This is a genomic window from Nonomuraea basaltis, from assembly GCF_005893125.1.
GTDB lineage: Bacteria > Actinomycetota > Actinomycetes > Streptosporangiales > Streptosporangiaceae > Nonomuraea > Nonomuraea basaltis.
Genome location: NZ_VCJS01000299.1, coordinates 1 through 12,928, shown reverse-complemented (window position 1 = coordinate 12,928; position 12,928 = coordinate 1). Strand labels below are relative to the sequence as shown.

Annotated in this window: 9 protein-coding genes; 2 read left to right on the top strand and 7 right to left on the bottom strand. The window is 69.6% G+C overall.

The window, feature by feature from the left end; translation table 11 throughout:
- On the bottom strand, positions 1-717 hold a 717-nt coding region (locus tag EJK15_RS61830; protein WP_138719667.1), incomplete at its 3' end, for an AAC(3) family N-acetyltransferase.
- 265 nt (positions 718-982) lie between these two features.
- Here EJK15_RS61830 and EJK15_RS61825 point away from each other — a divergent pair.
- Positions 983-2,362, top strand: a complete 1,380-nt coding sequence (locus EJK15_RS61825) for an MFS transporter (RefSeq protein ID WP_138719666.1) — start codon at positions 983-985, stop codon at positions 2,360-2,362.
- Here EJK15_RS61825 and EJK15_RS61820 read toward each other — a convergent pair.
- Positions 2,342-4,390, bottom strand: coding sequence for a tetratricopeptide repeat protein (locus EJK15_RS61820; RefSeq protein ID WP_138719665.1), 2,049 nt, complete (start codon positions 4,388-4,390; stop codon positions 2,342-2,344). The genes EJK15_RS61825 and EJK15_RS61820 overlap by 21 nt on opposite strands.
- A gap of 141 nt (positions 4,391-4,531) precedes the next feature.
- Positions 4,532-4,690 (bottom strand): hypothetical protein, encoded by a 159-nt coding sequence (locus EJK15_RS72105; protein ID WP_171075272.1) that lies wholly within the window; start codon positions 4,688-4,690, stop codon positions 4,532-4,534.
- A 162-nt stretch (positions 4,691-4,852) separates the two neighbouring features.
- Here EJK15_RS72105 and fxsT point away from each other — a divergent pair, with 162 nt between their 5' ends.
- Positions 4,853-7,366 (top strand): FxSxx-COOH system tetratricopeptide repeat protein, encoded by a 2,514-nt coding sequence (fxsT, locus tag EJK15_RS61815; protein WP_240777965.1) that lies wholly within the window; start codon positions 4,853-4,855, stop codon positions 7,364-7,366.
- On the opposite strand, the gene EJK15_RS61810 is transcribed toward fxsT, so the two are convergent.
- The 4 genes from EJK15_RS61810 to EJK15_RS72100 form a co-directional block, all read right to left on the bottom strand.
- A complete protein-coding gene (locus tag EJK15_RS61810; RefSeq protein WP_171075271.1) occupies positions 7,363-8,622 on the bottom strand; it encodes an HEXXH motif domain-containing protein in 1,260 nt (419 codons plus the stop codon). The two genes, fxsT and EJK15_RS61810, sit on opposite strands and share 4 nt — an antisense overlap.
- Positions 8,619-9,851 carry an FxsB family cyclophane-forming radical SAM/SPASM peptide maturase gene (locus tag EJK15_RS61805; protein ID WP_240777964.1) on the bottom strand — a complete coding sequence of 411 codons (1,233 nt, stop codon included), beginning with the start codon at positions 9,849-9,851 and terminating at the stop codon, positions 8,619-8,621. The genes EJK15_RS61810 and EJK15_RS61805 overlap by 4 nt, the downstream gene beginning before the upstream one ends.
- 106 nt (positions 9,852-9,957) lie before the next feature.
- On the bottom strand, positions 9,958-12,711 hold the full coding sequence (locus EJK15_RS61800) for a hypothetical protein (RefSeq protein ID WP_138719662.1): 2,754 nt from the start codon (positions 12,709-12,711) through the stop codon (positions 9,958-9,960).
- Positions 12,704-12,928 (bottom strand): hypothetical protein (locus tag EJK15_RS72100; protein WP_171075269.1); only part of this gene is annotated, 225 nt, incomplete at its 5' end. The genes EJK15_RS61800 and EJK15_RS72100, both read right to left, overlap by 8 nt.

Below are 12,928 nucleotides of genomic sequence, written 5' to 3'. Positions count from 1 at the left end.
GTGTCTTAGGGTCTCGTGGGCTCGGAGATGTGTATAAGAGACAGCCTCAAAGCCCGCCCCCAGGGCGGCGAAGTCGCGGGCGTCCACGAACACGTCCTCGAACTCGCACCATTCGCGCCCGTTCCCGTCGTCCACCACGGCCCGGTAGCTGCGCCGCGGCGGCCTGGCCGTGTAGCGGTACTCGGCCAGGTGGAAGGCCGTGCACGTGTCGTATCCCACGCCCAGCAGTAGGACGAGGGCGCCGGCGTCGTACAGCCGGGCGAGCGGCGACCGTTCGCCGAGCAGGCAGTCGCGGGCGTGCCCCTCGGTGATCTCGGCCGCCCGCGAGCCGATGGCGGCGAAGGACGTCTGCGGGTGCGCGCTGCGCCGCGCCCCCGGCAGCGTACGCACGTGCTCGGCGATCCGGCCCATCCGGTCGGAGGGGGTCGAGGCCGGGTCGAAGGCGGGCATGCGGGAGCGGTAGGCGGCGATCTCGTCGGGAGTCATGCCGGCCACGGCGGCGCGGTAGAGCGGAGAGGTGTCGGAATTGCCCGACGTGCCGGAGGGGACCACGAGAGTGCCGTCGTCGCCGAGCACCCCGCGCAAGGCCGAGACCACCATGCCGGCACCGCCCTCAGCGTGGCCGAGGCTGCTGAGAGAGGAGTGCAGCAATAAGACTTGCCCGAAACTGACCCCAAGCGCCGCAAAATCACGACTCAATAGGACAAAGTCTGACATTGGGTGTCTATCGCTGCGTGATGTCACATTGTGATCAGAGCATGGTCAGAGATGATCTGCCAGGCCTGTTTTGCCGGATTACGGTTCTTATTCATTTTGTTGATCATGAGTGTATTAAGATTCTCGCGTGCAGCGGGATAGCGACGGTCCCAAAAGGGAGACGAGGTGGGTAGTCCCAGGTCTCGTCCCCTATACTTCGACGGGTCGCGACCGGCAACAATCTGGTAAGCAGTCCTATCTCCCGAGCACAGAGGCGGGTTGTGTCATGCTCGACCTCGCTCATGACCCTAAAGTCGGGCCCGAAAAGCCGGGGGGCGTGGACGAAGCGGTTGGTCGGATACACGGCAGTTCGGCTCCATCTGTGCCGAAAAGGGCCAGATTCGCCCTTGTGTGGGCGGGTTCGGCCATTTCCACGGTCGGCACGCGGACGCTGGGCGTCGCCTATCCGCTTCTTGCCTTGGTGCAGACCGGTTCGCCCGCCACTGCGGGCTGGGCCGGGTTCGCCCTGACGATTCCCGTCCTCGTCTTTTACATTCCGGGCGGGCTCCTGGTCGACCGGATATCGCCCCGCCGTATCATCCTCTGCGCCGAGCTCGGTCGCGTGCTGAGCGTGTCCTCCGTGCTCGTGGCGATGCTGTTCGGGGGGCCTTCCCTCACGCATCTCATCCTGGCGGCGGCCGCGGAGGGCACGTTGTGGGTCCTCTACACCTTGGCGGAGGCGGCCCTGCTGCCGTCCATCGTGCAGCCCGCCATGATGCACGGGGCGCTGGCCAGGAGCGAGGGCGCGAGTCATCTCGCCTCGATCGCCGGGAGGCCGCTGGGGGGATACCTCTTCGGGGTTGGGCGCTACGTCCCTTTTGCGGTCAATGCCGTGCTCTTTGTCCTCTCTTGGGGTCTGTTCCTCAGCTGGGGGCACGACACCGGGAGACGCTCAGCCCGGCCCTCGCGGTTGCGGGATCTGTCCGAGGGATTCCACGAGCTCACCCGGCAACCCTTCCTCGGCGGTTCGATCATGGTTACCACCTTCACCAATCTGATGGTGAACACACTGATCATGGTCTTCGTCGCCGGGTCGGAGGGAACACCCTCGCTCAAGATCGGGGTCGTACTCGCGGCAGGCGGAGTGGGCGGCGTGGTGGGCTCGATTCTGGCCTCCATCCTGCCGCCCGTGCGCCGGGTGCTGCGGCTGCACATGTGGATCTGGGTGGCAGGGCTGGGCCTGGCGGCGGTGGGCACGGTGGTGGGGCGGCCGTCGTACTTCTTCGCCGCGGCTCTCGTCGTCACAGGGATCGGTGGAGCGTTGAGCAACGTGGCGATCAGGTCCGTGGAGGTTCACAGGGTCGATCCGGGAACGCTGGCCCGTGTCGTCGGCGTCTCGAGGCTCTCCTCGCACGGTGCGCTCTGCCTGGCCGCGCCTCTGGGCGGCCTCATGGTCTCCTTGGGCGACGTGACGGGCGGCTCGCTGGTCCTGTGCCTGGTCATGCTGGTCGCGGCGGCGCTGACCGGCTGGAAGCCGGTACGCGAGAAACTGACCCCGCTCCTGCCGCCCGGCCTGCCGACGCCCGATCTGCCGAAGAGACTGAGCGGCTTGACCGGCGTGATCTTCCTCCAGGACCTCGCGTTGTCACCCGGCGCTGACAACTAGCTCCCTGGCGTGGTCGATCAGGTGGCCGGGCAGCGCGGGCGCCTTCGCAGAGATCGCCTGCCTGGCCAGGTCGGCCGCCGACATGGTCTTGCCCGCGAGCTTCTCCACCCGGGCCGCGTACAGGAGCAGCGGGCCGTGCGCCGCGGCCGGATCGTGGTGCGCCGTCTCCGCCAGCGCCTCGACCATCTCCTGCTGCGCCTGCTTCACGCTGTCGACCTGGGCGAGCGCGAGAGCGTGCGCCACCTTCGCGAACGGCCACCGCAACGGCTTGGCCCGGTCGAGGTCGCGCAGCGCGGCCTTGGCCTGTCCCATGCCGGCCAGGATCTCGCCGCGGATGAGCAGTGCGTCGGTGTTGCCGCCCTCCCTGTCGAGCACGTCGTTGAGCACGCCTATCGCCGCGTCGGGATGACCGCCGTGCCACAGCGCCCAGGCCAGCTCCGTCTGGATCGTGAGGTCCGCGGGCACGCGTACCATCGCGGCCTGCAGCTCGCGGACGGCCTTGGCGGGGGAGCCCTGGGCCAGCCGCAGCCGTCCGATGGCGGTCAGCAGGGGACCGACGGCGGCCGCCGCCCCAGCGGTCTCGAAGCCCTTGGCGGCCGAGCTGTAGTGCGCGATGGCGTCCTCAAGGTCGCCATCCTCGTACGCCACGTTGCCGAGCAATGATGCGATCCGCGCCCGTAGCGGCAGGTCACGTTCCTCCGACCGGCCCAGAGCCTCCTCGCCGAGCGTGGCCGCCAGCAGGAGATCGCCTTCGCGCAGGGCGTTCTCGGCCTCGCGGAGGAAGCCTTCGCTCGTCGGCCGGGCCGGCGGCGGGCCGGCGGGCCGGCGGCCCGGCGCCGCGGGCTGGAGCATCCGGTCGTAGGCCAGCTCGTACAACCCCTCGCCCATCCGCTGGTCGACCCTGAGGAGATGCCGCTTCACCAGCAGGGCGATCACCGTTCTGCCGATGCCCGCGGTCCTGATCGCGCTCTGGCGGACCGGTTGCCGATCGGCGAACGTCAGCCGCAACCACGTCCTCAGCCTGCCGTCGTCGCCGTCGAACCGCTCGGCGGCGATCTCCCCGATCTCCTTGTCGTAGTGCTGGGACAGCGCCCTGTCGACGTGATCCTGCACGTCGCCTCTGGTGATCTCGGTGGTCTCCGGCGGCAGGGACCTCCACAGGGCCTCGCAGACCACCTGGAGCTGGACCGGCTCCACGCCCTGCGCCTGCTGCGGGCCGCTCGTGCGTGTCCTGACGTTGATGAGGTCGCGTACCACCTGCTCGGCCGCGCCCGCGCCGAACAGGCGCCCGGTGCCCTGGAGCGGTCCCCGCACGGCCTTCAGCGCGCCCTCGAAGCTCAGCGCCTCCAGCGGGAAACGCACCCAATCGATTTCCACAGGGTCCCGCTCATCGGAGGAGCTCTCCCGGTCGGCGGCGGCCAGTTCCCATTCGTACGGGAGGAGGTCCATCAGCCGGTCGACGTGGATCGACAGCAGCAGCCGGAGGTCGTCGTCCGCGCGTAGCGCCTCGGCGAGCTGGCCGAAGAACCAGTCCCGATAGAGCCGGTGTTGCCGGCCGCCGGTGAACAGCTCCTCGGCCTGGTCGATGGCCAGGAGCGTGGGAATGCGATCGCCGAAGGCGTCGCGTCTGACCGGCCGGGCCCGCAGGAACGCGGGAAGGCTTATTCCCGCGAGCCGATTGGGCGGCGTCTGCGGAGACCACGACATCAGCAGGGCCAGAACGTACGGATTGTGCGGCGGGAGCGCGGCCCGGGGGAAGGCCGAGCCATGGGAGACCCGGCCGAGGGGCAGGACGTCGGCCGTGTGCGAACTGAGCAGCGGCATGACGCCCGCCTGGAGCAGCGAGGTCTTGCCGACCCCGGAGGAGCCGTAGAGCACGGTCACCCGCTGCGACTGCCATAGGTCGCGTACTTCCTGGGATTCCTCGTCACGTCCGAAGAATCGGTGGCGGTCCTCCAGGCGAAAGGAGCGTAAGGATTGGTACGGCCCCAGGGACGACTGGTGTGCGTTCGTGCCGGAAGTCACCATGCTGATCCCACCCGCAGCCGCAATTCAATGGGCGATATTTTCCCATGCGCAGAGCGGCCAGCACACCTGACCGGAGAGAAAAGGTGCTCTTGAGACATGCGTTCGGCCTAGCCGCTCGCCGGGGATGTGGCAAGCGCGTCGTCAGATGGAGTTGTTGAAACCCGCGATCTGCTCCTTGTCGTCGACGAGGCAGGAAGCCAGCACCGCCCGTAGCGCGGCGCTTTCCATCTGGCGCATCTCGTGCAGGGAAACCGTGCTGATGTCGATCAGCGGGCTCGACCCGTGGTGCCCGTCACGCATGTGCACTCCATCCATTTTCGGTCACCCAAATATCGGACGATATGCAGGCATTTTTTGAAGTTTTCTCTATTGAGTATTCTGTCATAAACGGCCGACTAATCAACCTATAGGATGCAGTCATACGGTTGCCTTACCTCTTCTGGTGCGAAGCGGAGGATCCACGTGGCCGAGAATTCCCTACCCGTGCAGGGGCCGAAGATCTGGGAACGGGTCCCCAAGCGCAATCCGAACTTCACCGGCCGCAAGGATCTTCTTACGGCGCTCAGGAAGAGCATCAACACCGTGACCGCGGTCGTGGCACAGCCCCAGGCGCTGCAGGGCCTCGGCGGTGTCGGCAAGACGCAGCTGGCGATCGAGTACGCGTGGCAATACCGCGCCCACTACGACCTGGTCTGGTGGGTCTCCGCCGACCAGCCGATGCTCGTTCCCTCGGTGCTGGCGGGGATGGCCCCGGCGCTGGGCCTGCCGCCCGCGACCAGCACCGGCGTGGAGCAGGCCACCCAGGCGGTCTTGCGCACGCTGGAGGGCGGATTCCCCTACCGAAGCTGGCTGGTGATCTTCGACAACGCCGAGGAGCCCGAGTACATCAAGGACTTCATCCCGAGAGGCCCCGGCCACGTCCTCATCACCTCGCGCAACTCGCGCTGGAGCGACCACGAGCCCACCATTCAGGTGGACGTGTTCAGGCGCGAGGAGAGCGTGGCGTTCCTCCGCAAACGCCTGGGCGACGCGATCAGCCCGGAGGAGGCGGACCGGGTGGCCGACAAGCTCGGTGACCTGCCGCTCGCGCTGGAGCAGGCCGCCGCTCTGCTGGCCAGGACGCTGATGTCGGTGGAGGAATACCTGGCTCTGCTCGAAGAGCAGACGAGCAAGCTGCTCAGCCTGGAGAAGGCGCCGACCTACCCGCAGTCCATGACCGCGGCCTGGCAACTGTCGGTCTCCCAGCTCCAGGAGCGTATCCCCGCGGCGGTCGAGGTGCTGCGCTGCTGCGCGTTCTTCGGCCCCGAGCCCATCCCGCGCGACGTGTTCCGCCGCGGCAACCAGGCCGTCGGCCCGCGGCTCGCGCCCATCCTGTCCGACCCGATCAAGCTCACCAACGCGCTGAGCCACCTGGAGCGCCTGGCCCTGGTCAAGGTCGAGCCGACCACCCGCACTCTCCAGGTCCACCGGCTCAACCAGGCGCTGTTACGCGACGAGACCCCGGAGAAGGACCGCGCCGAGCTCCGCCACGAGGTCCACCTGCTGATGTCGGGCACCGCGCCGGCCGACCCCGACGAGACGGCGAACTGGCCCCGCTTCGAGGAACTCGCCGCGCATCTGGAGCCGTCAGGGCTGATCGATTGCACTTTGCCGGACGTGCGTAGGTTCGCCCTCGACCTCGTGCGCTACCTGTACGTGCGCGGCAGCTACCGGCAGGCGCAGGCGTTGCTCAACGAGTACATCGCGAAGTGGGCGGAGGCCAGCGGCGCCCGGCACAAGGACGTGCTGGCCGCCCGCATCCACCTGGGCAACACCTATCTGGAGCTGGCTTCGTACCCCAGGGCCGAGGAACTCGTAGCGGAGACCCTCGAGCTGATGACCGATACTCTCGGCCCCGAGCAACCGGAAACGCTGTGGGCCAAGACCGGCTACGCCGCCACCCTCCGCGGCCGGGGTGAGTTCGCCAGGGCGCAGGAGCTCGACGCCGAAGCCGCAGAGGTCTACCAGCGTCTGCACGGCAACAGCCACCAGCTGACCCTGAGAGCTCGTCACAACCTGGCGCTCGACTACACCCTGACCAGCAAATACGGCGAAGCGAGCAAGATCCTCCAGGAGATCTACCTCAGTCAGAGCAGCACGGAGGGCGTCGGCCGGCGCGCCCTGCTGTTGACGTGGATCAACTTGAGCCGAGCCGTGCGTCTGAGCGGCCAGTTCCAGGTGGCGACCGACATGGCGGAGGAGGCCTACAACTACGGCGTGGCGCAGCTCGGCGACGACCACCCCAACACCCTCCTGGCGGCCAAGGACTTCGCGGTCTCCCTGCGCCGGAGCGGCCGGCTGGGCGAGGCCCTGCAGGTCATCAGGGACACCCACACCCGCCTGCACCGGCTGTACGGAGGCGGACACGCCAACACGATGGCGGCAGCGCTGGGCCTGGCCAACGCGCTGCGCGAGAACGGCGAGCTGGAAGAGGCGCTGGAGATGGCGAAGCGCGCGCTCGACCACTACCCCGAGGTGTTCGGAGACGAACATCCGTTCACCCACGCGGCCGGCATCGACCTGGCGTTGCTCATGCGGCTGAGCGGGAACCCGGAAGCAGCGCGGAAGATGGACGACAAGGCCCTGGCCATTCTCAGCGCACGGGTCGGCCGCGACCACGACTACGCCGTGACCTGCGCCATCAACCTGCAGAACGACCTGGCGGCGCTGGGCAGGCACGATGAGGCCCGCGCGGTGGGCGAGGAGAACTACCGGGCGATCCAGGCGAACTTCACCCACGACCACTACCTCGCCCTCGTCTGCGCCGCCAACCTGTGCCTGGACCTGCAGGCGGCGGGGGCGGAGGAGGAGGCCAAGCGGCTGCTGGGGGAGACGACTCAGCGCTTCGAGACGGTCATGGGACGTGAGCACCCCGACGCGCTCGCGCTGCTCGCAGGCGAGCGGATCAACGCAGACTTCGACCCGCCGCCCATTTAGGCCGGGTCTTCGACGCAGGCCTTCCTGTGGCGTTCGGACTGCAGGCGGGCCTGGGCCGCGGCGACCGGGTCCACCGGCTCGGCGCGCCAGCGCACGAGCGTGTCACGTAGCGTGCTGACGAAGTGCGTGCCTTCCTTGGTCAGCGCACCGCTGTCCAGGAGCGTCCCGGTGACCTGATAGGAGGCCTCACGCCAGCGGGCGAACTCCACCTGCGCGTGCGGCCCGCGACCGGGGTCCTCCGTGTGCCGCCGCCAGAAGCCCGCCACGCCCGCGTGCGCGTACGCGCCGTGCAGCAGGCCGTTCAGTGGACGGGGGTCGGGTCGCCACGGAGCGTAGTAGCGGCGCCCGTCGTCCGGGGTGGTGAGCTCGACCAGGTCGCTCAGCGCGTACAGCTTGGCGTGCTGGAGTTCGTGCGCCAGCGTGAGCGCCATGCCCATCCCGTCGATCGGGTCGGACAGCGCGATCGTGCCGAACGTGTCACGCGCGGAGGCGCTGTGCTGTTCGAGCGAGCGCGTGACGACGGGCGTGAGCACCGAGACCGCCATGGCGATCTCCCCGCCCATGGTCCAGTGGCGGGCCTGCAGGACCTTCCACGCCTCCCGCAGGCACGAGCTCCACCACTGCCGCCGCTCCTCCGTCAGGCGCTCGTCGACGTCGTCGCCCGGCCAGCGGTAGGGGTCGAGGTCGTCGATGGTCATGAGCCTTCCGGGCCCGAAGGGGACGCGGTGCAGGACCTGCCAGCCGGATCCGTCGCACGAGGTGTCCACCCGGCGCACGTGATGGCCGACGCGCAACTCCGCCCCGCCGTCCGACGGCTCGACCGACGCCACGGCCACCTCCGGCGCGCTGTTGGGCAGGGTCACCAGGCCCAGTGAGGGCAGCATCAGCGCGCCGTCGCGCACCGGCACCTCCAGGCGACAGGCTGTACGCGTGCGTACGGCCGCAGCCAGTGCGACCGCCGCCAGCCGGCCGGGATCGGCCTGGCCGCGGCAGGCCCGCAGCGCCCAGGCCCCCACCGCCGGATGACGCAGGCAGCGGCCGACTTCCTCAGGCGCGCCGGTCTCCATTTCCGACAGCGCCTCGTAGGCGCGGGTCACGAGTCCGGCACGCTGGGCTTCGTCCACGAGCAGCCGCACGAGCAGGCGGTGCTTGCTCGTCTGCGCCGCGCACAGCTCGGCCACGGCCTGCGCGCCGCCTCCGCCCGCGGCCAGCCTGGCGAACGCGGTGGCGGAGATCCGGTGCGGCGCGGGCCTCATCCTGCTCCTCGCAGCCGTGCCACGTCCCGCTCGCATCGCGCGCTGATGTAGCCGATCAGCCGGAACAGGTCGGCGCAATAGATCGACGGCTCGGCGAAGCCGGTGGCCGGGTTGTAGCGGTGTGCGTACTGGCCGCCGCCGCACGTCGAGACGAGGTCGCAGCCGCGACAGGTAGGGGAGAGCGCCCGCTCCCCCATCTGGCGGGCGACGATCGCCGGGTGCAGCAGCGCGTTGTCCAGCGGGTCGCGCAGTATGTGCAGCCGGGTCTCGGGAGCGCCATGATAGGTGCTTTTGAGTGTGTCCGACTGCTCGATGCTGCCGTCGGTGTCGATCACGACCATGCGCACCGGGGACAACCCGATGTTCTCCGAACGGGAGGGGCTGCCCATCAGGAGCCGCATGATCTCCCTGAACAGACGGATCTCGGTCTGCAGGACCGGGCTGTCGTACCAGATGTCGAAGATCTGGATCAGCCAGTCGGCGTACGGGGTCGCGGGCGAGCCGGGCTCGCGGAACGGAGGCGGGGACGCCCAGTTGCCGTGGGGGAGCAGGAAGTCGATCGCCGGCGGGTCGAACTCCAGCAGCGCCTTGTACGTGCGCACGGGGTCGTTGCGCACGTCGATCGTGCACAGGATGCCGCTGAACAGGTGATGGTGCGGCCCCGCGGTCAGCCGCCGCAGCGACTCGCTGACCAGGGCGTGGCTGCCGCGCCCGTCGGCGAAGCGGCGGTGCCGGTCTTGGCCCTCCGCGTCGCCGTCCAGGCTCACCCCGACGCGAATCTCCAGGGACTCGAACAGCCGCAGGTACGCCTCGTCGAGCCGGACGCCGTTGGTCTGGATGTTGACGTTGACCCTCGTGCCCGTGTCCACCGCGCCGCGCACGCCGCATACCACGCGGGAGATCAGCTCGGGGCCCGCCAGCAGCGGCTCGCCGCCGTGCAGGATGATGTCGATCTCTGCCAGATCGTGGCGGGTGGCGTGCTCGGCGATGCGCTCGACGGCGCGGTCGGCGATGGCGTCGGCCATCCTGCGCGGCTGCTCGCGCCAGCTCTGGTCCGCCATCTCGTAGACGTAGCAGTGTCGGCAGGCGAGATCGCAGCGGCTGTGAATCTTCAGGATGAACTGCTGGAAGGCGAGCGGCTTCCATCCCCCTGCCAGCAGCGCGTCGACGTCGAGGAATTCCGGGAACCCTTGGGTGCGCAGCGGTTCCGAACCAGGGCTTCCTAACAACGGGCTACCTCTTAAGCGTCGTGCGCCCCATCGCGATACCTGTTGCGCAGTCATGGGAGGAGCGCTATACCCCCGTACCTATATCTCACATGACTTCGCTGACGAGTCAAGATTCATGACGATAAGAGCGAATTTCCTCTTGGTGATAGAGCAATTCCTCGAAATACAGGTAAAGCTCGTCGATTTCGGGAACGAGCGGAAGCCAGTCATAGGTGCCCAGCCCGTCCCGTTCGAGCGGGGACAGCAGGTGGGCGGCGGCTCTGAGCTCGTTCGGCGGGATCTCGCCCGGCGCGAGCTGCGCCACCCCGCCCCGGTACGCCCGCGCGAGCGGATGGGCGGGACCGAGTACGCCGAGCGCGGCCAGCACCGGCTCGGCGGGATGCCTGGACGGAGCGCCCGCAGCCAGCTCCAGCCATCCCGGGTTGGCCAGTGCCACCAGGATGCGCAGCTCTGGCGGCAGGTCCCGGAGCGTGCGCGGCGGCCGGTCCGGATCCGTGTGATGCTGCCTGCGCGCCAGGAGCAACAGCACCTCGGGGATCCGCTCGCGCAGGCCGCGCAGCACCTCGTCCACGCAATCGGCGGGGGAGCGCGCGGTCATCGCCAGGCGGCGGCCGATCGCCTGCCGCACGAGCGTCAGCGGCTCCACCAGGATGGCGTCCGCCAGCGCCCGATAGCCCTTGTCCGGGTCCTCCTTGCAGGCATAGGCGTGGCGGATCACGGGGTCGGCAGCGCGCGGGCGAGCATGGGGGCGCAGCTCACGGCCGAGCTGATCGAGGTCGGTGGTGGAGTCCAGCGAGGCGGTGGACCGGCGTACCCATGACCTGGACAGCCTCGTCGCCGGGACGATCCCGGCGCCTGCCAAGACGACGGCGCCCCCGATCGCGGCCATGGCGGCCGAGGACGTTGTGCTGAGAACGAGACCCAGCACGAGCAGCAGCACGGCCGCCACGGCGGTGGAGATCACCAGCGTGAGCTGCGTTCTCCACTCGCGGACGGCGCGCCGGCGCGCCTTGCGGAAGCCGTCCCAGTCCGCCGCGGCCCGCGCGGCCCTGGCCCCGGCGATGCGGCGGGTCAGCTCCGCGCGCCTGGCCGGCCAGCCGGAGGGCGCCGGTGCCTGCCCGGGGTCGAGCCGCCCGGCCGCCTCGACGAGCTCCCGGCCGAGCGCCACCGACTCACCGCGCCGCTCCGAGCTGAGCACCTCCAGGTACGCCCTGAGCTCCCGCAACGCCTCGCCCAGCAGCGTTGGATCAGTGGCGGGCCGATCCCTGGCCGCCAGCACGGCGGCGGCCCGCTCCACCAGCTCGTCCAGCTCGCGGGAGAACGCCGGGGAGCCGTCGGCGACCAGCACCGTGTGCAGCACGCGGCGCAGGGCGGACAGCACAGGCGGGCTGACGTACCCGGTGACCAGGAGCACGGTGTAAACCGTGCGGGTGTCGGACACCATGTTCGCGCCCGGGGCGACCATCTCCGCGGCGTTGGACACCTCGTCGTCGAAGAAGACCGCCTCGCTCAGCTTGATCACGATCCGCGGGTCTTGCGGCCCGGGCAGCCGGAACGCCGTTGCGTTTCCCTCGCCCTGGACGCGCTCGGCGTCGAGCCCGGCCGCCAGCAGCCTCGACTCGACGAGCATGGCCAGATCGGTCAGATCGGGGGCGCGCCGGTAGCGGACGGCGGCGGCCACGACTATCTCAGCGTCGATGGCCCTGTCCGGAGCCGCCTCGAAGCTCGCCCAGGCCAGCTGGAGCAGCAGGCGGACGTTGCCGCCGCTGTGGCGCAGTAACTCGCGCAGCCCCGTCTCGGTGACCGGCCGGATGCCCTCGTCGGGGACCGGGCGGGCGGCGTTGAGGTAGACGCGCAGCACGAGCCGCGCCTCCTCGGGGGAGAGCGGCAGCAGGTGGATGGCGCCGGGGCCGATGCGCTGGCGCAGGTCCTGCGGCATGGACTGCCAGCCGGCCTCGCTCGCCGCCAGGACCAGCATCCCGCCGGCGCGCGGGACCACCTCGACCAGGCTCTGCAGGAGCCCCAGGTTCGCGGGCACCGGAAGCCCATCGTCGAGCAGGAGCTTCTCGCACTGATCCAAGACCAGGACGAACGGCCGACCGCTGCGCGTCACCAGCGTGGCCAGCAACTGCAGGCCGTAGCGGCACGTCTGGGGATCGTCGATCCGGTCGCCGACCCCGAGCGCGCGGGCGGTGCCGAGGTCGATCGGCCGGCCGCACAGCCAGTCGTAGGCGGCGTCGGAGAACTCGGGGCGGATCAGGAAGGACAACGCCCGCTGGAAGCGCCGCCCGTCGCCCGTCACGGCGGCGATCTCCCTGGCTTGCGCCTCCAGCACCCTGCCCGCCTCGATCAGGTGGGCGTCGAACAGGTCGAACACCCTGGTCGGATCGATGTCGAGCACGGACAGGACCCTTCCCCGATCGGCCGCGATGCCGACGTCCGCGGCCTGGTCGCCGGCGAGCGTGCCGAGGTAGCGCACGATCATGTCCGTGAGCAGGCTCTGCGACAGCTGGGGCATCAGACGGCGGTAGGCGGCGACGAAATCGTCGTCATGGAACCGCACGTACAGCTGGACCGCGTCCTGATCCAGCCGGTTGATCCGGGCCATCATGTGGCGGGCCGCGTGCGTCTTGCCGGCACCGTGGGCGCCGTACAGGCAGCCGAGGGCACCGTGGCGGGCCGCCTCGTCGCGGAAGGCTCGTCCATAGTCCTCGGCCTGGCGTCCGGCGTCGCGGACGCCGGGAAACAGCGCGGTCGGCGTGCGATCCGCCCAGTCGAGCAGCACCTCCGGCAGAACCGCCTCCTCGGTGCCGGCCGTGCCGCGGGCCGGGAACGGGTTGCGGGTGAGGTATTCAGCCACGGAAACCTCCCGTTCCGTACCATCTCTCGCCCTGCCACATCTTGAGCTCCAGCCAGCGTTCGTGGATGCGCAGGTCGTCGGTCGGCCACGGCTCGTCGCCTTCGTACTCGCTGAGCCGCAGGTCGAGCAGCACCTGCAGATGGCGCAGGGCCTGGCCGACGGGAAAGGGACGCTCGCGGAAGACGTTGCGTACGCCGTGGGGGTCGAAGGGGGAGGG